General features: G+C 48.3%; 22 protein-coding genes. 10 read left to right on the plus strand and 12 right to left on the minus strand.

The features are described 5' to 3' along the window. Positions 1 to 27: 27 nt before the first annotated feature. The 8 genes from ACJJIS_RS12985 to ACJJIS_RS13020 all read right to left on the minus strand — a co-directional run bounded on the left by ACJJIS_RS12985 (position 28) and on the right by ACJJIS_RS13020 (position 6,578). On the minus strand, positions 28 to 843 hold the full coding sequence (locus ACJJIS_RS12985; protein ID WP_475708299.1) for a DUF817 domain-containing protein: 816 nt from the start codon (positions 841 to 843) through the stop codon (positions 28 to 30). A 95-nt stretch (positions 844 to 938) separates the two neighbouring features. Next, on the minus strand, positions 939 to 1,646 hold the full coding sequence (locus ACJJIS_RS12990; protein ID WP_475708300.1) for a hypothetical protein: 708 nt from the start codon (positions 1,644 to 1,646) through the stop codon (positions 939 to 941). Between the two features lie 329 nt (positions 1,647 to 1,975). Then, positions 1,976 to 2,218: a hypothetical protein gene (locus ACJJIS_RS12995; RefSeq protein ID WP_475708301.1), complete on the minus strand. Its 243-nt coding sequence runs from the start codon at positions 2,216 to 2,218 to the stop codon at positions 1,976 to 1,978. Between the two features lie 39 nt (positions 2,219 to 2,257). Next, on the minus strand, positions 2,258 to 2,482 hold the full coding sequence (locus ACJJIS_RS13000) for a hypothetical protein (RefSeq protein WP_475708302.1): 225 nt from the start codon (positions 2,480 to 2,482) through the stop codon (positions 2,258 to 2,260). An 87-nt stretch (positions 2,483 to 2,569) separates the two neighbouring features. Continuing rightward, the gene (locus ACJJIS_RS13005) at positions 2,570 to 3,178 is read right to left on the minus strand and encodes a hypothetical protein (RefSeq protein ID WP_475708303.1); all 609 of its coding nucleotides are present in this window, start codon (positions 3,176 to 3,178) and stop codon (positions 2,570 to 2,572) included. 221 nt (positions 3,179 to 3,399) lie between these two features. Next, positions 3,400 to 4,791, minus strand: coding sequence for a class II 3-deoxy-7-phosphoheptulonate synthase (locus ACJJIS_RS13010; protein ID WP_444896762.1), 1,392 nt, complete (start codon positions 4,789 to 4,791; stop codon positions 3,400 to 3,402). A gap of 69 nt (positions 4,792 to 4,860) precedes the next feature. After that, positions 4,861 to 6,051: an amino acid aminotransferase gene (locus ACJJIS_RS13015; RefSeq protein ID WP_413665239.1), complete on the minus strand. Its 1,191-nt coding sequence runs from the start codon at positions 6,049 to 6,051 to the stop codon at positions 4,861 to 4,863. A gap of 26 nt (positions 6,052 to 6,077) precedes the next feature. After that, positions 6,078 to 6,578: a MarR family winged helix-turn-helix transcriptional regulator gene (locus tag ACJJIS_RS13020; RefSeq protein WP_444894279.1), complete on the minus strand. Its 501-nt coding sequence runs from the start codon at positions 6,576 to 6,578 to the stop codon at positions 6,078 to 6,080. 273 nt (positions 6,579 to 6,851) lie between these two features. On the opposite strand from ACJJIS_RS13020, the gene ACJJIS_RS13025 reads away from it, so the two are divergent. The 4 genes from ACJJIS_RS13025 to ACJJIS_RS13040 all read left to right on the plus strand — a co-directional run bounded on the left by ACJJIS_RS13025 (position 6,852) and on the right by ACJJIS_RS13040 (position 10,917). Further along, positions 6,852 to 7,982: a homogentisate 1,2-dioxygenase gene (locus ACJJIS_RS13025; protein ID WP_475708304.1), complete on the plus strand. Its 1,131-nt coding sequence runs from the start codon at positions 6,852 to 6,854 to the stop codon at positions 7,980 to 7,982. Positions 7,983 to 8,063: 81 nt separating this feature from the next. Continuing rightward, positions 8,064 to 8,693: a maleylacetoacetate isomerase gene (maiA, locus tag ACJJIS_RS13030; protein ID WP_444927426.1), complete on the plus strand. Its 630-nt coding sequence runs from the start codon at positions 8,064 to 8,066 to the stop codon at positions 8,691 to 8,693. 165 nt (positions 8,694 to 8,858) lie between these two features. Continuing rightward, positions 8,859 to 9,140 carry a 2TM domain-containing protein gene (locus ACJJIS_RS13035; RefSeq protein WP_444957306.1) on the plus strand — a complete coding sequence of 94 codons (282 nt, stop codon included), beginning with the start codon at positions 8,859 to 8,861 and terminating at the stop codon, positions 9,138 to 9,140. Between the two features lie 295 nt (positions 9,141 to 9,435). Continuing rightward, positions 9,436 to 10,917: a ricin-type beta-trefoil lectin domain protein gene (locus ACJJIS_RS13040; RefSeq protein ID WP_475708305.1), complete on the plus strand. Its 1,482-nt coding sequence runs from the start codon at positions 9,436 to 9,438 to the stop codon at positions 10,915 to 10,917. Positions 10,918 to 11,031: 114 nt separating this feature from the next. Here the strand turns inward: ACJJIS_RS13040 and ACJJIS_RS13045 are convergent, their stop codons facing one another. The 4 genes from ACJJIS_RS13045 to ACJJIS_RS13060 form a co-directional block, all read right to left on the minus strand. Continuing rightward, entirely contained in the window at positions 11,032 to 13,458 is a 2,427-nt protein-coding gene (locus ACJJIS_RS13045) for a PKD domain-containing protein (protein WP_413665234.1), read from the minus strand. Between the two features lie 18 nt (positions 13,459 to 13,476). Continuing rightward, the gene (locus ACJJIS_RS13050) at positions 13,477 to 16,194 is read right to left on the minus strand and encodes a TonB-dependent receptor (protein WP_475708306.1); all 2,718 of its coding nucleotides are present in this window, start codon (positions 16,192 to 16,194) and stop codon (positions 13,477 to 13,479) included. A 216-nt stretch (positions 16,195 to 16,410) separates the two neighbouring features. Continuing rightward, the gene (locus ACJJIS_RS13055; protein WP_444905711.1) at positions 16,411 to 17,397 is read right to left on the minus strand and encodes a FecR domain-containing protein; all 987 of its coding nucleotides are present in this window, start codon (positions 17,395 to 17,397) and stop codon (positions 16,411 to 16,413) included. A 29-nt stretch (positions 17,398 to 17,426) separates the two neighbouring features. Next, complete coding sequence (locus ACJJIS_RS13060) at positions 17,427 to 17,942, minus strand: sigma-70 family RNA polymerase sigma factor (RefSeq protein ID WP_282933363.1); 516 nt, start codon at positions 17,940 to 17,942, stop codon at positions 17,427 to 17,429. A 227-nt stretch (positions 17,943 to 18,169) separates the two neighbouring features. Between ACJJIS_RS13060 and ACJJIS_RS13065 the strand changes: the two genes are divergently transcribed. The 6 genes from ACJJIS_RS13065 (at position 18,170) to ACJJIS_RS13090 (ending at position 22,973) form a co-directional block, all read left to right on the plus strand. Beyond that, complete coding sequence (locus tag ACJJIS_RS13065; protein ID WP_444905712.1) at positions 18,170 to 18,802, plus strand: biliverdin-producing heme oxygenase; 633 nt, start codon at positions 18,170 to 18,172, stop codon at positions 18,800 to 18,802. Positions 18,803 to 18,833: 31 nt separating this feature from the next. Then, entirely contained in the window at positions 18,834 to 19,787 is a 954-nt protein-coding gene (gene exbB / locus ACJJIS_RS13070; protein ID WP_444905713.1) for a tonB-system energizer ExbB, read from the plus strand. Further along, a complete protein-coding gene (locus tag ACJJIS_RS13075) occupies positions 19,787 to 20,221 on the plus strand; it encodes a biopolymer transporter ExbD (protein WP_444905714.1) in 435 nt (144 codons plus the stop codon). The genes exbB and ACJJIS_RS13075 overlap by 1 nt, the downstream gene beginning before the upstream one ends. After that, positions 20,218 to 21,054, plus strand: a complete 837-nt coding sequence (locus ACJJIS_RS13080) for an energy transducer TonB (protein WP_413665228.1) — start codon at positions 20,218 to 20,220, stop codon at positions 21,052 to 21,054. Before ACJJIS_RS13075 ends, ACJJIS_RS13080 begins: the two co-directional genes overlap by 4 nt. A gap of 239 nt (positions 21,055 to 21,293) precedes the next feature. After that, positions 21,294 to 21,710, plus strand: a complete 417-nt coding sequence (locus ACJJIS_RS13085; protein ID WP_108732723.1) for a YbaN family protein — start codon at positions 21,294 to 21,296, stop codon at positions 21,708 to 21,710. Between the two features lie 645 nt (positions 21,711 to 22,355). Further along, complete coding sequence (locus ACJJIS_RS13090) at positions 22,356 to 22,973, plus strand: hypothetical protein (RefSeq protein ID WP_444905715.1); 618 nt, start codon at positions 22,356 to 22,358, stop codon at positions 22,971 to 22,973. Positions 22,974 to 23,090 lie beyond the last annotated feature (117 nt).

The following is a 23,090-nucleotide window of genomic DNA, read 5'->3' on the forward strand; positions in this document are numbered from 1 at the left end:
CTTTAAGGAGCAAGCAGCTAGGTCGCCTTAAGCGGGCGACCTGCTTTCCGTACTCGGAGCACCAGCAGTCTCGGAGCGGATCTTCACGTTATTAATCAGTGAGACCAGTACAAAACTCAGCAGCATCAGTAGATACCATGAACTGAGCTTCGCCAGAGATACCATTTGCCATTCATGGGATTGATTAGGGTAAATCCATATATTTGCAAAAGTAGCAATATTTTCAGCAAACCAAATAAACAGTGCTACCAGCAACCACCCCAAAAGAAGCGGCATAGAGCGATGCTTTTCAACGACCTTAAAGTAAATATTGGTTCGATAAAACAATAACACTGTTCCCGCTAGTAACGCCCAGCGGAAATCCCAGATATAGTGATGTGTAAAGAAGTTGACATAGATAAACACAACCAGAACAACTGTCAGCAATTTCGATGGATAGTGAGAATATTCAAATTCAAAAATTCGCCACACTCGAGCAATATAACTGCCCACTGCGCTATACATGAACCCTGTACACAGTGGCACATTACCAATCCCAAAGAAATACTCTTCCGGGTAACTCCATGAGCCAATAGCATCGGAGGTCTTAAATATCTCCATGACGGTCGCAACGACATGAAATACGACAATAACTATTGACTCCCTGAATGTTTCCAGTTTTGTAGCTAGAAGAAAGACCTGAAAGGCTATAGCAGCCAGAAAGATAAAGTCATACCGGTGAATCGATTCCAGTGGATACCAATAGTTGGTGACAATCATAACTCCCAGCAAGAAGCCACCGAAAATACAGGCATAAGCCTGCCTCAAGCCAAACAACCAGAACTCACGAATATATCGTTTCAAATCCACACTTGATAACACTGCAAACAACACCTAAGTGGAAAATTTCTGTGGCTTCAAGCCTACCGATTCCAATACCTTTCTATCTTTAGAAAAAACTATCTGACATTTATGTTTTTAAATCCAAACTCTTTACTCCCGGCCTTAAAGCCGAGATTCAAGATTTCAGTATAGTTCTCAGGGACTTCAAAAAACACGATTTCCAGCTCGGCCTCAGAACCGCGGGGAAGCTCCAGATATACCATTCCCCTCACTTCCTGCCCACCCCTAAATGCCTCATACTCCTTGAAAACAGCGCCATCTTTCATAATCAGGCGCCAGGAGGAAAGCCTTACTTTTTGCCGACTTCTCCGATTAGTCACGGTCATACGGCACTGCACTGTACCGCCCTGCCTTACACAATTATTGTGATGAATCTCGACCCCTTGCAGGTAAACAGCACCACCTTCAGAAGTCGTTTTTGGAAGACCCGCAACAAAATCCGGACTGTGATACTCCTTCCCCAGAATAAAAAATGAAAAACAAGAGATCGAATAAGCCAAAACCAAAACCACACCAAATAGGTAGCGATTTTTTAAGTAGCTCCAAATACAAAGAGATAGAGAAGTGCACACAATCACAATAGCCATAAAGGCTACATAATACTCAGGGCGCCATATGCCGTATAGGTAAATCATGGGCTCAGGAAATAGATACTGGGTAAGTGCCCATAACACTGCTACTAGTGCCGACAATACGCTCAATATTTTTGCAGCAAAAAACTTCCTGCGACTAACTGAGTAATGTCCCTTTACCATATCTGTCATTTTGCTTTATCCCTATACAACCAGCGTCAAGCTGGTTAGCTAGCACTGCTGACAAGTCACTTAAGCTTCAAGCCAGCGCAAAATGGTACATGATACAGATTTAAAGACCGAAATCGATTACACCTTATTTCTAAACCTATCCTGGCATAATCAATCAAAACTTAAACACCACACTCTTCAACAAGCTTGTAGCGCCCTTCTCGGAATTTGAACATGACTCAATTATATTGAAAATATAGTCATACTAGTTATAGTGAGGAGAAAAGTCAGGGAATTCACCAGAAAGGGAATGGCGGGAAGCCAAACCCTTTGTCAATAAAGAACTCGATCTACTGAGCCCCTACCGCACTCTGGTAGTCCATATATGCAGGTAGTGCGACTGCAGCAAGAATACCCAAAATAGGAATTATCAACAAACAAACACCCCAAACAGACCACTTTTTCTGGACAGAATTAAAATGCTCAAGGCTTTCCCATTGCTTATTTTTCCAGGCGAGTTCGCGCCCCTTAATTCCCAGGTAAATAGCAACAATTAATCCAGCATAAGGAATCAAAGTCAGTAAACTAGCCAATGTAAGCAATCTCCAATAACAGTTTGTCAGACAGAAAAACTAGTCATCGCTGCTGCAAGAACTGCCACTCGAACTACTGCCAGAATCACTATCGTACCAACCATTATCCTCATCGCTACTGGAGGAACCGAACCATCGTGCCATCAAACCTATACCAAATACGACTAGCATTATCGCGTAAACATCGATTTCTACCGTGATCCCCCGATAAATACCAAGGCCAACAAGACATAAACCCAACAAAAACTCTATAGTTCGTATCATTCCCCCCCCAATTAGCTAGCAACTCAATAATTGAACATTTTACGTGAAGCTATCAATCTTTCTAACTTAGTTAAATACTAGAAAGCATTAAACAAAACTCAACATCCATACATTCAAGGAAATACCCACAAGAATCAGAATTAGCTTAACTGTCAAAAAGTGAGGCATATTACCGACCCGAAGAAGGCTTACATTTTCAAGACTAACTTTCTTATGAACATCCACACCCGCCTCTTTAATCCGAGCATCGAAGTTTTGAGAAGTTATTTTCTCCAAATCATTAACAGTATCAACAAGAAAAGAAGCTAACTTATCTCCAATCTCATTAATTGGCAGATTGATTTTCCCTGATTTTTTATGTCCTTCAGTCACCATTAGCAAATTATCACTCTCTATACTTGCAGAAACTAAAGCTCCCTTAATATTCCCTCCCTTATATCTGACAACAGCTTCAATAGCTGCAACTTGTGGCAGTCGATTTAAACGGATAAATAAAGGTCGAATTGTTTTTTCTAGAGGTTTAGTTGCAAAGCAAAAACCAACTACACACAATAACACTCCCCAATAAGGTACTTCAAAGTAGCCGCCAACAAAAATTATCGAGGCGCATCCAATCATCAGCATAATGAATGGTAAGAGTAGTTGCCTTACAATACTATCCGCTTTTAATAACATAAATGTATTGATCTTCTTCATATATTATCTCCAAAGGTTGCCGTTCTTAGTTAACCTGTGGAATTATCAGCATTAACCTTTGAAATGCAAACTGTGCGACTCTTTACAATAAAGAAGACATACAAGAAAGGCAGATTTAGCGGGAATTTAACATAGGAAAAATGCAAAACCCCTTATTCGAACCAAAGGCTCAAGATAAGAGGTTTTACATTCAGAATTTCTTAATTAAAGAGAACAGTCAATTAAGCAATTCGACCAGCGCGCAACCATTCAGAAACACAAAACGCCAGCTCTAACACCTGATCGGCATTCAGTCGCGGATCGCATTGGGTGCGGTAGCAACTGGCCAGGTCTGCTTCAGAAATTTTCCAAGCTCCACCGGTGCACTCAGTGACATGCTGCCCGGTCATTTCCAGATGGATACCGCCGGGATGGCTTCCCTCGGCCCAGTGTACCGAGAAAAAGTCGCGAATTTCCCGCAGGATTTTTTCAAAATCGCGAGTTTTATAGCCGTTACCCGCTTTAACGGTATTGCCATGCATGGGATCAGTGCTCCATACCACCGAGCGCCCCTCCGCTTGAATGGCGCGCACCAATGCAGGCAATTTTTCTCCCAAAGTATCGGCGCCCATACGGGTAATCAGTGTAAGGCGACCTGCATCGTTCTCGGGGTTGAGCTTATCGATCAAACGCAGCAGCTCATCCGGTTGCATCTTTGGACCAACTTTCACCCCAATCGGGTTACAAACACCGGAGAGAAACTCCACATGAGCGCCATCCAGTTGCCGAGTGCGTTCACCAATCCACAGCATATGTGCGGAGCAGTCATACCATTTGCCAGTAAGGCTATCGGTTCTTGTCAGCGCTTGCTCGTATTCAAGTAATAGCGCCTCATGAGAGGTATAGAGTGAAGTCTCACGAATTGCGGGAGAGTTCTCTGAGGTAACACCACATACCGCCATAAACTCTAAAGCTTCCTGAAGGCGTTCCGCCAGCTGGGCATACTTTTCCCGCTGAGGGTTATTTTTCAGGAAGCTGAGATTCCATTTGTGCACCTGATGCAGATCGGCCAATCCCCCCTGGGCGAAAGCTCGCAGTAGGTTCAGGGTGGCTGCCGATTGGTTATAAGCAGTTACCATCCGCTGAGGGTCAGGTATGCGCGCTTCAGCGGTAAAATCAATGCCGTTGATAATATCGCCACGGTAGCTGGGCAGTTCTACTCCGTTCACCGTCTCGGTATTTGCTGAACGGGGTTTGGCATATTGGCCGGCCATTCTCGCAACTTTCACCACCGGCAGGTTACCGGCAAAGGTGAGCACGACAGCCATCTGCAACAATACCTTGAAAGTATCGCGAATGCGGTTTGCATTAAAATCGGCAAAAGATTCAGCACAATCACCGCCCTGCAAAAGGAAGGCTTTCCCCTCGGCAACCTGAGCCAGCTGACGGCGCAGCTCGCGAGCCTCTGCCGCAAAAACCAGGGGCGGATGACCAGAGAGCTGTTTAGCCACCTGGGCAACATCTTCGGCAGACGTGTATTGGGGCTGTTGATGTGCGGTGAAGTTTCGCCAGCTCTGGGGGGTCCAAATTTGGGTGGGGGATTCGGGCACTGGGACTCCTAGCTCAACTTCCATCTTTCACTCTTACTTCTAAAGGATAAATCTTAAGGGTGAGCATATTGCTCACCCCCAAATGTGCCGAATTTACAGCACGCTGGCAACAGCCTTACAGAAGTATTCCATATTATTGGAACTCAGGCCGGCAATACTGATGCGACTCGAGTCCACCATATAAATGGAATAGTCCTTTTGCAGCTGTTGTACCTGTTCGGGATTGATACCCAGGAATGAGAACATCCCTTTCTGCTGGCGGATAAAGCCAAACTCACCAGCAGCACCCGCTGCGGCGAGCCCTTCTACCAATCCAGCACGCAAACCGTTAATACGCTCGCGCATTTCGGTCAGCTCAGCTTCCCAGTTCGCTTTCAGTCCCGCATCAGTAAGAATAGATTCTACAATGGCAGCACCGTGGGAAGGTGGCATGGAATAGTTGCCACGAATAGCGCTCAGCAACTGGCTATGGCCTTTATCGGCGGCTTCACCATTCGCATAAATCACCATAGCCAGGCCGACACGTTCGCGATAGAGGCCAAAATTTTTCGAGCAGGAAGCCGCAACCAGCATTTCTGGAACAGATTCAGCCATCAAGCGCAGGCCGTAGGCATCATCTTCCAGGCTTTCGCCAAAGCCCTGATAGGCCATATCGATAAACGGCGTGAAGCCCTGCTTTTGCGCCATTTCCGCCAACACTTTCCACTGCTCACGGGACAGATCCGCACCACAGGGGTTATGACAGCAGGCGTGGAAAAGAACAACGTCGCCCTCACCCACATCTTTCAGGGTCTCGACCATTTTGTCGAACTGCAAACTGCTGGTAGCTCGGTCGTAGTAGGGGTAGCTCTTGATTTGCAAGCCCGCATTACCCAGAAGCGGCACATGGTTAGCCCAAGTGGGGTCACTCACCCACACGGTTGCCCCAGCTTTGGCGCGATTAATCAATTCCGCCAGAACTCTTAAAGCACCACAACCACCGGGAGTTTGAGCTGAGCGAACGCGACCGCCCACCAACGCGGGGTGCCCGGCACCCAGTACCAGCTCCTGCATGGCGGTGTTGAAACCCGGAGTTCCGGCCGGGCCGATATAGGCCTTGGTTTCCTCACCCTGTAATAAGCGGGTTTCGGCTTCCTTGACGGCTTGCAAGACAGCGGTATGGCCTGCCTCATCTTTGTAGACGCCCACACCGAGATCAATTTTGCTGGGGTTTTCATCCGCGCGGTAGCTGGCCAAAAGGCCCAAAATCGGATCTGGCGGAAGGCTGTTTAAATGCTCAAACATCTGAAAACTCCTCTTAGTTATCTCATTTATTCATCAACGAGGCCGCGCTCAGACCATTCCTTCGCGCGCACCATTAACTTATCAATAATGCAATCCAGTTGTTCCCGCTCCTCAGTGGATAGGGATGCCATCAAGTCATTCTCGTACTGATGGGCCAGCGGCACTATGCGAGCATAAATATCACGCCCCAGCTCCGACAGGTTCAGCACTTGCCGGCGCCGGTCACCGGGATCTTCACTGCGTGTAATGTAGTCATTCTTTAACAGGGAAGAGACGGCCCGACTGATTGCGACCTTGTCCATCGCCGTCTGCTCAACCAGCTCGGCGGCGGATAAATCGGGAAAACGACCCAGAATTGCCATAACCCGCCAAGCGGGAATGGTGAGGTGGAAGCGCGCACCATAAGCTTGCGCAATAGCATTACTCACTCGGTTGGAAAGTACCGAGAGGCGGTAGGGTAAGAACTTTTCGAGGCGCAGCTCGTCGTTCTCAACAACGGTGGGTCGCGTGTTTTGTTCGATTGTCATAGCTGCCCTCAAACCTGCCTACTCGGGTGTCCCGGTTGTACCTGATACTCAATTTAACTAACATTGGTTTCAATTGTAACCACTATCGGCACAAATACTTTCTGGAAAAGTTACCGGGCCATACGAAAAAATGGCCGGACAGTATAGGTTTTTTTGCGCCATATTTGCGAACTAATTGGATCTATGGCGCAAGAAATTTGCGTGTAAGTGGCGCTGAGATGCTCAATTTTTCGCCACACCTTCGAACCATCCGCACAGAAGCGAGGCCACGCCATGAAACAGTGGATCAGCTTTCCGCGAACGGAAGGAAATACAAGCCGCCAAGCCCATGCAGATTTCCCTCCCAACAGCTTTGAAAGGGAAATGGGCAAAGAGGGTTTTTTTGGGCCCTGCACCCACTTCTACCATCGTCATCCCCCCACCGGCTGGAGTCAGTTCGAAGGTCCACTGCGTCCCCACGCTTTTGATGCCACGCAAATGAAGCACAAGGGAACAAGCCCCTGGGATCAAAAGCCGATCCTGCGAAACCAGGATAGCCAGGTCGCCCTCTGGACCTGCCGGGAGCCTATGGATCATCTGGTGCGAAACGCTGACGGCGACCAACTCCTGTTTATACACAATGGGAGCGGCGACTTGTTCTGCGATTTTGGCCACCTCTCTATTCGAGATGGCGACTATATCCTGCTGCCCCGCGGCACCTTATGGCGCCTGACGCCGACGGCGGATGAGCCGCTGGAACTATTGATGGTAGAGGCGATAGGTAGCCATTTTCAGCTCCCCGAAAAAGGCTTCCTTGGCCCCAATGCAATTTTTGACCAGGCGATGCTGGATGTGCCTCGTATAGATAAAGCCTTTCTCGATCAACAGGGCGATGATGAGTGGCGGGTTGTGGTTAAAGCCCGGCAACAGCTGTCGACCATTACCTACCCCTTCAACCCACTGGACACCTGTGGTTGGACTGGGGACAACCTGGCCGTTCGCATCAACTGGCGCGATATACGCCCGCTGATGAGCCACCGCTACCACCTACCCCCTTCGGCTCATACCACCTTTATCGCACAAGGTTTTGTTGTAGCGACTTTTGTACCTCGCCCGATTGAGAGTGACCCTGGCGCACTCAAAGTCCCCTTCTTCCACAACAATGATGACTTTGATGAACTCATCTTCTATCACCGCGGTAACTTCTTTAGCCGCGACAATATTCATCCGGGGATGCTTACCCTCCACCCCATGGGATTTACCCACGGCCCCCACCCCAAGGCATTTGCTACCGGAGCCCGGCATGCACGCAAGGAAACCGATGAAGTTGCTGTAATGATCGACAGCCGCACCCCCTGGGATATTCTCCCGGATGCCCATGCCGTGGAGCTAACAGATTATGTAAACTCCTGGAAGCCAAAGTGAATACAGCGCATCCAGACAACACCAAGAAGGCTGACATTCAAACAGCCAAACGCCAAAACAAAGAAAAGGAAAGGAAAGAGAATGGACCTTTACGGATACTTTCGCTCATCCGCCAGCTACCGAGTGCGTATCGGGCTCAACTTGAAAGGCCTGGAATACGAGTATCACCCGGTAAACCTGCTCAAGGGAGATCAGCACGGAGACGACTACCGCACGCTGAATCCACACGGGCTACTGCCAACCCTGAATGATGGCGAAACCAGTCTCACCCAATCCCTCGCCATTTTGGAATGGCTGGATGAAACCCATCCAGAACCAGCGCTACTTCCAAAGGCTCCTGAAGCCCGCGCACATATCCGCGCGCTCGCGCAAAGTATTGCCAGCGATATTCAACCTATACAGAACCTCAGGGTTCTGCAGTACCTCCAGGCTGAACTCAAAGTCAGTGATGAGCAAAAAATTCAATGGATTCAGCACTGGATACACCTGGGCTTCTCCGCACTGGAGAAGCAATTAAGACCCTCGCCTTTCGCCGCTGGAGACAATCCAGGGTTGTTCGAGTGTTGCTTACTCCCGCAAGTATACAGTGCGGAGCGCTTTGGCCTGGATATGACCCAATATCCCAAAATCCAGAAAATCACAGACGCATGCAATGAACTACCGGCCTTTATTAAAGCCCACCCTTCAGAACAACCAGACTGTATTGTGTAGTACTCTTTTATGGATGCTTGGTCTCATCAGGCATCCTTCATACACTTGAAAATTTCACTACTTGCCACATTTCATTGGCTGTGGTTAATATCTCTATCCAAACTTGAAAATAACTCGAATAATAATATTCCCCACTGCTGTAGCTAATCAGCCAAGGTCATCAATATGAACTCCCGAGACCAGATCTCCGCCAAAGAAAGAAAAGTCATTGAGCATGTCAAGAAGCTGAAGAGCTTTTACCAACACCTAATCACCTACTTATTAGTTATCTCGGGGCTAGTAATTGCCAACTTAATACTCGCTCCCGGATACTTATGGTCACTCTGGGCGGCATTTGGATGGGGTATAGGGCTCGCCTCCCATGCAATTAGCACCTTCAATTTATTTAATTTCTTTGGTGAAGATTGGGAGAGAAAGCAGGTAGATAAGAGAATGGGACGTAAATAGCAATAAAACGTGCACGATGGACCATCGCCAAATACAAGCATATGCTTTAGATGTTAGAGTACTTTCCCAAAGTACTCTTCTCCTAGCCTCTCACTGTCAACTCAAAAATTCCAAACACTTGCCTACTTACGAACAATTACCTGTAATCTAAATAAAAATCTACGCATCTCAATGCCGTTTGAAAAAAAACAGTTAATTAACAGGCTTAAATTATCCAGTTCTGGTAACAAAGTATTAACACACTTTTTATATAACAAATAATAAATATACTATTAAAATGATAACAGGAACCCCAATGTCCTTCCTCAAAGTCTCTACAGGCGCTCTATGTCTATCACTTTGGGTATCTATACCCAGCATCAGTAAAGCTGACACTTTTCACTGGCCCGATTACCAAGCAGAAGCGGCCACCAGTGAGCATCGTATTGATGAGCTTTATTACTTACAGCCCCATAACAGCTATGAGCGGCTAGAAGACGGTGAAACACTGACTGACTGGCTCGACAAAGGCTTTCGATCACTGGAAATCGATGTCGTAGATCACGGTTCCTGGCAAGGTAGCAGCCATGGACCCCATGTTGCTCATGGACAAAACGACATCGGTAATCACATGTGCAATAGCAACGGAGACGATGATCGTCTGGAACACTGTCTGGACGATATAAAATCCTGGCTCTCCGTTAACACTATTGAAGCGCCAATAATGCTGTATATCGATATGAAAACCAATTTAGATTGGTTTAATGCCTGGTATGCAGATGAAATTTATTTGCTTGACCAGTATATCCAACAAGAGCTTGGCGACCTCCAATACAGCTACCAGGATATGCTTGCATATTTACAACAAATTTCTTCCTCAGAAAATTACCGTACCACGCTTACAAGTACGGGATGGCCTAGCGTTGGCAACTTATTAAATAACGACAAAAAAGTAATCGTTATTTTTACCGGAGGACAGTCAGGCAACGTCAATAATCGAATGGAATCCGCATTAGACTCCTACGAGATGAGCGCATTTTTATGTCCTGATATAGATACCGCAGATCCAGAAGAATTTACCGGCTCCATTGATTCAATAGACAGCAGTAGTTCGCAAAGAATATTTTGCGGCAATGTCCAGGCTGGCGATCATTACCAGATAACAGCCAACGCAGCCGCTGAAACCAAACAGCTGATGCACCTATGGGATAGTTCTGGCGATTTTAGCAATACCGACTATGGCTACATATTTACAGCAATCGCACATGGTGCCACTGCAATCGGGATGGATCCTGATACAGTCGCAACCACCCCCAATTATACTGGCACGGCAATTCCTTTTGTCGGAGTAAGGAGAAGTCTTCCTGGCTATTTGAGAATCCGTTCTGCCTCAAATGCTGACTTGTGCATGACCGTCTCCCAGGGCTATAGCAATGGCTCAAACCTAAATATGAATAACTGTGGCTCCAGCAATGAACAGCAGTTTGTTTATACTGCTGAAGGCCAACTCCGCCCTAAGGGTAATAATAAATACTGTGTTGACTTCAACACTGGCTCTGCTGATAACGGCGATAAAATGCACCTGTGGGATTGTGACGGCGGCAATTCGGAGAAATGGCAAATCCAGGAAAGTGGGGTCATCCAAAATCGCGATAAGAACTGGACCTACTGTATAGACGCACCGGGTAGCTCAACCGAAGAGGGTGAGCGTCTTCAGGTTTACAAGTGTGATAAGAATGACAAAAGCCAACAGTTCGTTTTAGAAGCAGTCAATGATTGGGCACAAAATAGCTTTTAAGGTTTGATTACGATTAAAAAAGGGCGCCCTATTAGGCGCCCTTTCTCAAAGAGGTCACAATGTTATAGAACCTCAGCAATAATATGTGTTATTGCAGAAGTAAGCTCTGAAAGATTAATTTAACTCCCCTGCTTCACACTGTCTCCAGCCCTCGCTAAAGATACCATCATCTATGGCTACCCAGGTTTCGTAGGTGAAGGTCAACTCCGGGATTTCTTTAATATTAAATGAGAAATGGAAGCCTTCTATTTTTTCATCTGTGCGCATACAGGGAACAGAGGGTACCCATGTCTTGAAGTCCAGAGACTCTCCCTCGCTAATAACCTGTCCCTCTGCAACACCCTCGAACCATGGTGTAAGGCTAGCCAAATCGCCATTGATATGCTTCACCTGTACATTCTCAATGGTGTAATCGGCATCAACTGCAGTCAGAGACCATTGTAGGTATTCATCTTCGGTAGGGGATGTATCCCACCGTAAATCTGACGGGGTACCGTAGCTTGGAATATTTTCGTACGGCATGGGCAGCCAAAGGCTCTCTTCCCAGGAGTTGATATTACGCAGACGCACACCCTTGGCTTCGCTCATGGGCTCAACTTCTACAACAAAATCGTATTCCGGCGCATCATCAATCAAATCTGTAGCGTAGTAGCGGAATACGTAGGTGCCCGCTTTCGAAAATACGGTACCAGTTGTATTTTCACAATCTTCACTATCTGGATAGCTGGTAAATTCACCACCTTCCGGCGCGCTGATCAGCTCTTCATAAGTGAATACTTCATCACCGTCGGCATCTACCACCACAGGGCGATGCAGCAGGGACATACAGGGCAGGATTTGGTAATAATCTTCACCAGTGGATAAGCTACCCCAGTTGCGCGCCCAAACTACAGAACGGATTTCTGGTGCCGTGTTGGAAACTTTGGCAAGACCATCGTCTTCAGAGTAGGTTTTGGCATATAGACCACGATCATCACTGACGATCAGGCGAGCGGTATAGGAACCCGGTACATCGGTAACTACCTGAGCACGGCGAAGCTCCCCACTCTCCGGTTCGGTAACCGGTTCAATCACTGCATCACTCCCATCGGGCCGGTCAACCAGCTCCCAGTGGAAGGTCATTTCATCATTATTAGGGTCGCTGCTGGAGGCATCAAACACCAAAGCATCGCCAACGAGCACAGACTTGGACTGAGCTTCGACACTACGGGTAGAAGGATAACCATTTACCTTGCCAATCTTGGCTTCCATAGTGGCTTCTAGGTCTATCTGGTTGGTTCCGTCAGATACGGTCATACTTACGCGATAGGTACCTACCACATCCAGCTCTTGGATTTTCTTACCCAGCGGTTTCCAAGAACCAATATCAACCAGTTCGGCAACACTACCTTCAGGTTTTTCAATTAGCTCCGCTTCAATAATTTGCAGAGCATCACCCTCAGGGTCATAGCCAACAAAATTAAATTCAGCGCGAAGCCCCAGCTCTTGCTCACCAATACTGTAGGACGGGTAGTAACCAGTCGCTTCGATTTCACCAATTGGAGCATCATTGACTTCCGCTTCGGAATCGGCTTCAACTACGATAGTAACTTCACGCTCCTCACTCTTTCTTGCGCCATCAAAAACAAACAAAATTAAATTGTAAGTATCTGCCGCAATGGGAGTAAATTTAACGGTAGAGGTTGTCTCTCCCTCTAACTCGGGAACCGGAACACCATCAGTTTCCACTGGACTATAAGCCCACTTCCAGCGGTATTGCAGAGAGTTACCTTCAGGGTCATAACTCTCGCTCGCATCCAGTACAACTTCTTCTCCAAGAGTAATCGTCTGGTCTTCTGTTACGGCAACAGGTGGAGCATCACCGGCGGAAACTGTTACCAGAACTTCCGCAGGTTCACTGGCAACTCCATTATAAGTAACAACTAATTCAAGCTTGTAGTCACCTTCGATATCCAAGTGCAATGTAGCTTGGCTAGAGTCACTGTTAGTCAGGTACGCAGCACTGTCGAGAGGCTTTTCAACCAGGGCCCATAAATATTCCAGATCTCCAGTCTCACCCGTTGGCGGAGTACTCAAGCTGCCATCAAGGCCCAGGGTCTGAGTACCCAGGATAACACTGTGCACCGGCTCAGTAATTGCCACTGGATTCGGGCTGGTTGCAGTCAACGTTATACGGGATGCTTCACTGGTTTCAGTACCGTCATCCACGATCAGGCTCACAACATAGTCGCCTGGAAGATCAGCTGTAAACTCTGTGTAGGCATCCTCAGCACTGGCCAACTCTACCAGGCTAAGCTCAGGCCACTCAATCAGCTCCCAACGATAAGTCAGGCTTGCATCTCGCGAGCTGCTACTGTCAGTACCGCTCAATTGAACAGTGACATCACCGCCAGCCAAGGAGAAAGTTGTGTCTACAGGGGACAACAAACTGATACTGGCGGTAGGTTTATTATTTGAGCCGTCGCCCGAACCACCGCCACCACAGGCGGCCAGCACGAGAGACAAACATAGCATGCCGATAAGGGCTGCTGCTCTTTTCATCTGTGGAACTCCAAATGTTTAATATTGATAAGTGAGACTGAGTCTTGCCGTACGTCCCGGTGCAGGCACCAAGCCAAGACTCAAAGCATCGATGTAATATTGATCGGTTACGTTGTCGACGGTGAAATCCACCGAAAAACTATCGTTAAATTGGAAGCTGGTATAAAAATCTAACAGTTCGTAGCTCTGCCACAGCACCGGCTCAGTAAATCCAGCTTGATCGCCGTAATAAGGAACAGGGTTTCGCTCCCCCATAAAAGTACCGCGCAGCCCGAATTCCAATTTTTCCTGGAATAAACGCAAGCCAATATGCGCACTGGCATGCCAGTTAGGTGGGACCATATTATTGAAATAACTGTTTTCTATACCCCAATCCGTGCAGTAAGTACGCACATAGCTGGCAACATCACAGACTTCAATGTGGCTGTATTTGGTAGCACTCAGCTCAACTAACCACCAGAGGGCATCGTATCCAAGGTTGAACTCAAAACCTTCAAGGTCGAGGCTATCGATATTTCGCATACGGAATAAATCGGAGATACCGCTACCTTGCTTTTCTTCATCGGCGTTGACCCCGGTGCGAGTCAAATAATCGTCAACATGGTTTTCGAAGTAAGCAACTTTCGCTCGGAGTTGATGATGAGTTTCAAATAACTGGCCGTTAAGATAATTAATCCCAACCTCATTATTTTTTGCATGCTCAGGCTTAAGGGTGATATCCAGTGCGGGGCTCGATGAGAAACCAGTGGTACCTTCAAACAGGCTCGGCATACGCAAAGCCTGCGCATGGCGGGCATAGAATTGCAAACCCTTGATCGGCTCCCATGTCAAAACCACAATAGGTGCAGTACCGGAGCGACTATTGCTGTAGTAAACGTCCTCACAGCCCCCTTCCCCATTATCTACACAAAAATCGGAATCAATGCTCAACGGGAGGGGATTATTGTCTTTTGAAGAGAAATGGGTATAACGAACTCCAGACTCCAGCGTCCACTCCGGCCACGGTTGCCATTCAATACCGGTGAACAAGCTGTACTCATCGCGCCCACCACTGCGGGAACCCGCATAAATACCTTCAGCGGTCTGGGTATCGCTATCCAAGTCTTCCCACTGTGCAGAAACACCATAATCCCAGCGCAATTCACCCATGGGGTAGAAGCGCATACTATTGGTGATATCAAGGCCAAAGCGCTGATAATCGTCATTTCGCGCAATATTATCCTCCACCTCGATAGAGAATATATTCGGTGTGTTCAGATCAGTGACCGCATCGGTGTGCCAAAAATTGACACGCAAGTCGGCCCAATCATATTCCACCGGCTGCCAACGATAGCGTGCAGTGTAGGTTTGGTTAAGCACTTCACTATCGAGCCACTCGCGCGCCTGACCGAAATTTGAAAGAACTTGCGAGGGCATCATCTCACCAAAGATACTGTTATAGCGGATATAGCCCAGCTCAAGACTTTGGTCTTTTGGCAAATGGAGACTGCTTTTTAACAACCAGGAATCGCTAGAAAAACTAGTATTCGGAATCCGCTCCCCGGCGCGGTAAGGGATGCTTTCTCCCAGTTCACTCTCCAGCTCAACCTTAGTCTCGGTATACCAAGCCATTTCTTGAGGCTCACCAATAACCACTTCCGGCGCGGGGCCATCAGTACCCGCATAGTAATTTCCCTGTTCGCGCTGGGCGTGAGCCAATACCAGATCACCCCACTCAAAACGCTGGGCGCCCGCAAAGCTCGCCGCGTAACCCTCAAAATCCAACAGGCTGGGCCTATCCATTCCATGGTCCGGCGCAAAGCTGTCCGGCATTGTATAGTCAGCGGTGCAATCACTTGCAAAGCGGCAATCGGAGCGATAAACAGGGCGCGGCAAGTGGTAACCAGCGTAAGTACCAGCCTCTGGAGCCTCGCTATTGTTTCCAATACCACTGACACGAACACGGAAACCCGACAATTCGCCGGGTTTTACGACATCTTCCGCTCTCAGGGTATTTACACTGACAACGCCACCGGTAGCGCCAGTGCCCTCGGCACCCATTACCGGCCCCTTATCAATACGCAAGGACCCAATCAGATCTGGGTCAATATAACTGCGACTGGAAACCCCGGCATAACCACGATAAATCGTTGTTTCCTGGCGACTGCCATCGATTAAGACAGGAACCCTGCCCTGCCCTTGCATACCGCGAATATTGACATCCAGACCACCGGAATTGCGGTTTTCACTGATAAGTACACCGGGGGTGCCCTGAAAAATATCGCCAACACTGGTACCGCGAAAGCGCTCAATATTTTCCTGGGTGAGAATATTTACTGAACCGGACTCGCGAAATACCTGGTCTTTTTCACCGCCATCACGGGTCTCAACCTGAATGCTGTCCAGCACCATCAGATCCTGCTCGCCAGCGGACTGGATCAACCAGGCTCCGCTACCAACGGGAACCGCTTGCAGGTTGGTGCCCCGCAGCAAGCTCAACAGAGCTTCTTCTGCACGGTAGCTACCAAATAGTGCTGGAACAGAAATAGTTTCCACCAGGTTCTCGTCGAAAGAGAGCGTTACCCCAGCCTGACGCGAGTAGAGGTTGAGCACATCTCCCAGATTACCCGCAGGCAAACTGAATTCGATCAACGCTGTATTGCCCTGCTGGGCTTGCGCAAAACTCGATACGGGAACTACGGCCAACAACAGTGCCAACAAGGTGGGCAAAATATGTTTTGGGGCGCGGGACTGCATTTAAGCGGCTTCCTATTCTCAGGTGTATAACTAGGAAGCCGAACGAAAATCAAAAACCCGTAATCTAAATGAGAATTATTTTGTTTTTTTTGCTTCGGAGGGAAAACTAGCAATCAAAAGCGTCATCAAAAATAAAAAATGACACCTTCTGATAACTTTTTGTGGTCATCTGGCAATAAGAGCAGGAATTAAAGGTTGCCCGTTCCGAAAAAACCGTCAGCCCTGCAATTGAATCGTTGCCCACCAGCGCGTGGTATAGCTCAGTTCAGCTCCCGCCGAACGCGCCAATATTTTTAGGATGGTGTCGATATCGTGAAGCTGGAAAACCCCGGAAACCTGATGATCTCTTAATGCCGGATCACAGCGTAAAAAACCAACACGATAGCGAGACAACTCTTCAAGCAGTGCCCCTAATGGCATGCTCCGAGCTGAAAGCACCCCGTCAATCCATCCGCTGTAATCAAACATCTTGCTGTCCAGAGCGAGTGAACCGGCTCCAGTAAGACGATAAGCCTCACCCGCTTTAACTGCAAAGGGCTCTATATCCGCACTCGGCTGAACCTGCACCCCACCTTCCACAACCTGCAAAATCGTGTGGTCATCGCCATTGCGGACAAAAAAGCGCGAGTCACGGGAAATCAGCTGCCCCTGAGGCACCGATACCTGCATTGGCCTCGGGTCAGCGGCACTGGTCAAGTGCATTTCACCTTTAGTCAGAACAAGGGAACGGATTGCTGTGCCCGATTCCCATTCAATGGCACTACCGGTGTTTAGCCAGACTTGGCTCTTATCATCCAGAGTATATTGGGCCGGCTTAGAACCAGAGGAATAATCGGCAGACATATACTTCAGCAAACCGGTGTCATATCCCACCAGGCCAACGGCAAAAGCCCCAAGGACACCACCGCCCATGGTTTTAAGAGCAGCCCTGCGATTTAAACGGCGAATTTCTGCATCGGTTTGATTGAGGGTGGAATGGGCCAAACGCGGCGCTCGGCGAGCCACCGTATCTAGAGGTGACTCCATCCGCTCAAAACGCTGCCACGCCAGTTCATGCAGAGGGTCCGCCGAACGCCATTGACTGCAAGCATCGCGCTCTGAGTCAAGCGCCTCGCCGGAACCCAGGCGAACGCGCCAGCTAACGGCTTGCAACAGTACTGCTTCAGGAATTTTTTCTCTATTTTTTTCTGGGGCGTTTGACATCAGCAAGCAAGTTCCAAGTCCATAGAAAATTATTCGTTATCGTACGCAGCGGCATAGCACTTGAGCATGGCTTTTGCGATATATTTCTCTACTGAGGAAAGGCTTAGCCCCTGCTGCTCAGCCACCTGGCGGTATGTTAAGCCGTCTAGTCTCGCCATTAGAAATACCGTTTTCTCTATCGGGCGCAGACCACTGAGCAATTGATCAATTTGCTCCAAAAGCCCCAATAGCTCCCACTTATCTTCCGGGGAGGGACATTCCGGTTCCGGCAAATTTTCCAGCAGCGCTAAATAATTTTTCTCCAGCACTTGGCGACGGGCTTGGTCGATCAGCAGGTTCCCGGCCACTTTGGTTAACCAGGCCCTCGGGCTTCGAATCCCCGCAGGCAGGCTCGGCCTATCCAGCAGACGAATAAAAGTGTCCTGAGCTAAATCCTGGGCATTATCAACACCGGAAGTTCGGCGCGCAATCCAACGGACAAGCCACTCGTGGTGCTCTTGGTAAAGCTCATCAAATCCTGGGGTTGAAGGGGTTTCCGGGGCCAAAACTCAGACCTTGCGCTGTAATCTTTTGAGGGCGGGGACTGTAAATGATATCTATTCTCATTTAAAGTAGCTGAGCTGAGAATGTTATATCAATTTGGAATAACCCGGTGAATTTTTCAAAAAATATTGATCAACGGGATGGGTTAATTTGAATTTGGTCCGTCACCCATTACAAAGCCACCGGAATAACCGGGCGGTTATTGTTTAATTTGTTTTGGAAAAATCCCGTGAGCAACCCAGCAGAATGCCAATCCGTTGAACCAACAGAGCCCACCTTTTCCGCTTGGCTGAAAGAAGGCACTAATACGACCCACGAGAGTCTAGATCAACGCATTATGTCCCTGTCACCATTTTCCAATCGCGAGCGATATGCACTGTTTGTTCGCACGCAGTCGCGATTGCATCAAGCGGTATCTGATTGGTTTCAAAGTGACGAATTAAATAATTTTTTGCCCGGCCTGAAAGAGAGAGACCGCTCTGAAGCAGTCCTCCAGGACTGTGCTGATTTCGAAATGCCCGAGAGCGATTTAAAAGCTGATCAACAAGCCGCAGCAGAAGTCACAATTACTGATTTCCACTCTGCACTGGGCTGGCTCTACGTAGTTGAAGGCTCCAACTTAGGAGCGGCATTCCTTCTCAAGTACGCGCGCAAACATCTGGATTTATCAGAAGAGTTCGGCGCACGCCACTTGGCAGGACATGAAGACGGTCGCGGGTTACACTGGCGCCAATTCAAAACTGCGTTAGATGCTCTTGAACTCAACCAAGAGCAAAAAGAAGTAGCCCTCAATGGGGCCAAACAAGCCTTTGCTTTTGCACGACAAAATGTCGAACAATTATTAGCGCCCGCTACACCCTAATTTATTTTTCACCTGAAGCCAGGAGTCGGTAATGAAAATCTGGACTGTAATTTTATTGTGCCTGCTAGGCAGCACATTGGGCCCATTGCCGGCTTTAGCGCAGGAAAATAATTCCAACTCAAGCGAACAAAGCAATACAGAAATAGTTCTCGAGGGAGATGTGGAAACCTCCGTGGGGTTGCAAGAAAATCAAGACAACTCTACCTCGACTGCAACCTCCAACATTGGAGATACCGCTTTCAGCGCACACGATTTATCTCCCATGGGAATGTATCACGCCGCGGATATCGTCGTTAAAAGCGTAATGATCGGCCTACTGTTGGCCTCGGTTTTAACCTGGGCGATTTGGCTTTTTAAAACCTTGCAGCTGGTAATAACACGTCGCAAGGCCAAACAATTATTGGCAACCCTGATCCAAAGCAAGACGTTCGCCAATGCTGAATCAAAGCTTTCAGGCCAAACCGGCGGTGCCCTGTTATTGGTAGAAGCGAGTCGCCACGAACTCGACTTATCTTCAGGTGGCCCAGTGTCAGATGACGGCTTAAAAGAACGTGTTCTGGCTCGCCTGGAAAGAGTCCAAGCTTCTCTCGCTACCGACATGAACCGTGGCACCGGAATTCTGGCAACCATCGGTTCCGTCGCCCCCTTTGTCGGTTTATTTGGAACTGTTTGGGGCATCATGAACAGTTTCATCGGTATCGCAAAAACCCAAACCACAAACCTGGCCGTAGTGGCTCCAGGTATTGCCGAAGCCCTGCTGGCAACTGCGATCGGCCTGGTTGCTGCAATTCCGGCGGTAGTGATCTACAACTACTTTTCCCGGGCTATCGGCAATTATCGTGCGGTATTGGCCGATAATGTCACCGCCTTAATGGTACTGATTAGTCGGGACCTGGATCGCCATCATCCAAATGCGCGCCCGCTCGCCGAACTGGTTAGCGCGAACAAAAAGCGCGCAGTACCGCAGGTTCAGGGCGTCAACTAATGGCATTCAATCTCAACAGCAGCAATAGCGAAGAACTGCCAGAACAGCACGATATCAATGTCACACCTTTTATCGATGTAATGCTGGTATTGCTAATTATTTTTATGGTTGCGGCTCCGTTGGCCACTGTAAGCGTGCCCGTCAATCTACCCTCGGCGACAGCTCCACAACAACCCCAGGCAGAAGATCCGAAATATCTCACCCTGCAAAAGGACCTCACCCTGACTCTCGGTGAGGACAAAGTTATTGTGCGGGAGAACTTAGCTGCTGAACTCCGGGCAAATGAAATTGGCACAGAACAGCAAATCCTGCTGCGTGCCGACAGCAAAGTGGAATATGGGGATTTGATGGACCTGATGAACCGCCTTGCCAGTGCCGGATACCAGAAAATCGCTCTGGTAGGTCTGGATAAACCGGCGACCGTAAACCAATGAGCCTCTTGGCCGGCCCGAAGGTAAAATCTGCGAAGCGTCCGCGATTTTTTCTATCGCTCTGCGCCTTTTGCTGTGCCCTAGCCCTTCACGGACTTATTGCCGTCTATTTTTTATGGCAACCCAAATCCGAACTGGCACTTCCGCCTGCTGCAGCACCACAGGTATTTGAAGTCAGTATGGTAGCCGCTCCAGTGGCACCACCCACGTCGCTACCGGTAGGTCCTCAACAACAGGAATCCTCTCCCGCAAACCAGCAGAGCAACGAGCCACAAAAAACCTCTGCGCAGTCAGAGCCTGTTATTTTGCCAGAAGCCCCCTCGGAAATTGCCATTGAGAAGCCCGAAGAGGAGCCCCCCACGGAGGAAAAGGAAGAGACCCCTGAGCCAGTGGAAGAGAAGGAAATCGCACAGCAACAAGACTCCAGTGGAGAGGCTACTGGAGAAACTGTTGTTGAAGAAACATCAGCCCCTCTCGCGGCAGATGTAGCAGAAGCAGAGCAAGCTGCGGCACCGGAAGTGGGCGCCTTGAACCAGAGGGAATCACAAGCCAGATTAACCTGGCAGAACCAATTACAGGCTCACCTTGAGCGAAGAAAACGCTACCCCCGTAGCGCCCAAATACGGCGTCAACAAGGTATTCCCTGGGTACAATTCACGATGGACAGAAAAGGCAAAGTACTAAAGGTTGAGCTGCACCGAGCCAGTGGCATATCGTCTCTCGACCGAGAAGTCGTGGCCTTGGTGCGCAGGGCAGAACCACTGCCTAGACCACCAGAAGAGGTACCCGGTGATCCTCTGACAATGGCCGTTCCGGTCGAATTTTTTATTCGTTAACCAAAATAAATTGCTTTCTCAGAACTGGGAGGCCTGGCTTCACATAAACCAGAAAGTCACCTCCCTGGACAGAGGAAATCATCCACATAATCCGTTACCCTGCACTAGCGACCTATCGGCCTGCTGACTCTATTGACTAGGTGCTGGGCAAACTGCTTATGAGCAAGCAGACCAAGCGGACAAATATTGTTACTTTTGATGCACAACTACTGCAATAAGCTAGAAGGTAGAGGTACCGAATGAAAGAATCCACTGAAGACAGCGTAATGTCCTACACCCCGCCGTTGGCAAAGGGCTGGATGCGCTGGCTGTGGGGCGCCGCTGCTTGCTTTTTTATCGCCCTTGGCATTATCGGAGCCATTCTTCCCGGCCTGCCGTCGGCTGTATTTATTGTCCTCGGTGCCTGGGCCGCATCACGCAGCTCCCAGCGCCTGCACCAATGGATCGAAGAACACCATCTCTTTGGGCATCTATTGCGGACTTGGCGCAGTGGTTATGTAAGCCGCAGAACCAAGTTACTGGCCAGCCTGACAATGGCTATATCCCTAGCTTTTGCCATCCTTCATATCAGTAATATTTACCTTCTTTGCTTTACCATTGGCGGCATCAGCTGCGGCGCCTACTGGATTTGGTCCCGGCCGGAACCCAGGGAGTAGACAGCGCTACTTTCTACCCCTATTTGGCAGCAGACACCCGTAGATTTTAGCGCTATAGTCCCCCAACAAGGATTTGTCTGGGGGACAGGATGTACAACGTAGTACTTTTTTTTCACCTTCTAGGTGCAACAATTTGGACCGGTGGGCATCTGATACTTGCCTGCACAATACTACCCAAAGTTTTACGGGATAAGGATGTAGCTTTTCTTTCCCGGTTTGAAAGCAGCTACGAAAAGATTGGCATCCCCGCCCTGCTCATTCAAATACTCTCCGGGCTATATCTCTCATATACCCTACTGCCTGACTTATCGCAGTGGTTCAACTTCTCCAATCCAATTTCTCGCCTGGTATCCTTCAAACTGATTCTTTTGGCATGCACTTTCTTACTGGCAATTGACGCAAGGCTGCGAATCATTCCAAATCTTTCTGAAAAAAATCTCACTGCACTGGCATACCATATTATCCCAGTTACAGTACTGTCCGTTCTCTTTGCTTTTGTTGGAATTTCATTTCGAACGGGATGGTTGTTTTAGATTGCGCCCCAGCGCACATACTGCTGAATCAGAAGGAAAAGCCAAAAACATCCCCACTGACTTGCTTGATCGATATACTAAGCAAAAATGAGATATGACAGGAGTTCGGGGTTTGTCTATAGCTGAATACTATGAAGTGATTTTCGATACACTAGAAAAAAATGAATCCATCCAAGACGGCCTTGAAAACCTTTCTTTTTGGGCTGATGGCCGAACTCCCAATTTGGCATGGCTAAAGCTGCCCACTATGCTAGGAACGGATGAACTTGACCTAGCCCAAACATGGTTCGATACAGAACTGGTAGCTGCTGGGGGCTCGCTTCCTCCTTCAATCCTATATTTCGAGCTACGTGAATTCAGAGATAGTATTGGCCGGGAATTCCCAGATATCAGCTTAACTCTACTTCCTCAACTATTTAAAAGCAGACAGGATTGGATATATTCAAAATCTGATTTGGGCTCGAGATATTTGAGAAATATTGCAGCCTTGTGTAAAGGAGCTAACAAGCCGAAACACCTAAATAGAGACGGATACATTGGTTTCAGCTTATGCTATACATCCCTCTTAGCGCGAGAACTCTGCAAAAACGAACAACTTCTCCAATACAGTGACGAAGCACCTATTAAGATTGTTGTTGGATTTTCTTCTGGAGACCTTCTTGAGATTATGCGCATATCCAACGGCTTGATTTATTACGAACGTCGCTTTGCGCAGCTAGAGAGCCTGTAAATAGTTCGCTATATTTCTGTAGACTTTGAAGACCCGCCCCATGGAGCACTGATGGTATGAGCATCCTGGCTTCCCTCAGCCGTTAGATAGTTTGTATACCAAAAAACAAACTGGCAC

Source organism: Microbulbifer maximicatervae (SeqCode) (assembly GCF_056231245.1).